We start from the raw sequence: 1345 nt of genomic DNA, 5'->3' as shown, positions 1-1345 counted from the left end.
ATGACAATGTGTACCGCAAGCTGCAAGGTCACTGGATTATTGAAATGTCGGAAATGATGGCAACCGCCAACGCCAAGAGCATTGAGGAAATCAAGTCATTTTTAAGCCGGCAGAAAGAGGTCTACAAGATACCTTATGAAACCCACCCGGCAGACCGCCCCCGTCAGTGCGTGTTTGGCGGCACTTCCAATGCCCTTGACTTCCTGCCCCTTGACCGTTCCGGCAACCGCCGCTTTATCCCGGTCATGGTGTACCCGGAGCAGGCGGAAGTTCACATTTTGGAGGATGAAGCCGCTTCCAGAGCCTATATCGGGCAGATGTGGGCGGAAGCGATGGAGATTTATAAAAGCGGCAGGTTCAAGCTGGCTTTCAGCCCCGCCATGCAGCGGTATCTCAAAGAACACCAGCGGGATTTTATGCCGGAGGACACCAAAGCCGGGATGATACAGGCGTATCTTGATAAATACACCGGGAGCATGGTCTGCTCCAAGCAGCTCTATAAGGAAGCCTTGAACCATGCTTTTGACGAGCCGAAGCAATGGGAAATCCGGGAAATCAACGAGATTATGAACCAGTGCATTTCCAGCTGGCGGTACTTCCCAAACCCAAGAATGTTTTCCGAATATGGCAGACAAAAGGGCTGGGAGCGTGAAAACCCGGCAACGGACTCCGGCAACCCGTCTGAAAAAACGATGGACGGTTTTGTGGAGGTCACAGAACAGATGGAGCTTCCATTCTGAAAAGGACAGCCCGTTGCACCCCCTGTTGTTATCCCGTTGCCGAGCCGGTTGCCGGGAAAAACCCCTTATTTCCGGGCTTTTCTCCCTTATAACAACCAAAACAACAAAAAAATAAAAGAAAAGTATAAATAGTAACCATCGCCAGATTGAGATTGTTTGCAAGGTCTTTTGAAGTCCGTTGCCGGACTTCGTTGCCGACACCCTCTGTCTGGCTATTTTCATGTATGGAGGATAACTGCCTATGGCAAAAAACAAAACAGAGATTCATGTGACCACTGTATTTGACGGGGAGCTTGACGCCACTGATGTGTTCGTCAGCCTGATTTCCCAGAAATACGGAAAGACAAATGCAAAAGAATATCTTGCTAAAAAGAAAGATATAGGCTATAATGAAGATGAGGTTCAAAAGAGCCAGATACCGTCTGGATTGTGTGGGTAAATGGCTATGATGAACGAAATGGAATACAGAACAATCGGTTCGGCACTTGCCGGGGGTTATCGTGCGGCGGTCTATTGCAGGCTGTCAAAGGACGATGACCTGCAAGGCGAAAGTGCCAGTATCGCAAACCAGCGTGATATGCTGGAAAAATACTGCGAAAAGCAGG

At 49.1% G+C, this 1345-nt stretch carries 2 protein-coding genes; both read left to right on the top strand.

From position 1 onward, the window contains the following. A partial coding sequence (locus DW059_RS15540; protein WP_242986334.1) for a virulence-associated E family protein occupies positions 1 to 740 on the top strand: 740 nt, incomplete at its 5' end. 241 nt (positions 741 to 981) lie between these two features. Beyond that, a complete protein-coding gene (locus tag DW059_RS15530) occupies positions 982 to 1179 on the top strand; it encodes a hypothetical protein (protein ID WP_002592708.1) in 198 nt (65 codons plus the stop codon). The last annotated feature ends 166 nt before the right edge of the window (positions 1180 to 1345 follow it).

Source organism: Roseburia sp. AF42-8, from assembly GCF_003435965.1.
Lineage (GTDB): Bacteria > Bacillota > Clostridia > Lachnospirales > Lachnospiraceae > Roseburia_C > Roseburia_C amylophila.
This window is presented reverse-complemented; position numbering and strand designations above follow the sequence as displayed.

Excerpts from the sequence above, each read along its gene's own strand:
- DW059_RS15530 (WP_002592708.1), top strand. The coding sequence starts at position 982 with ATGGCAAAAAACAAAACAGAGATTCATGTGACCACTGTATTTGACGGG.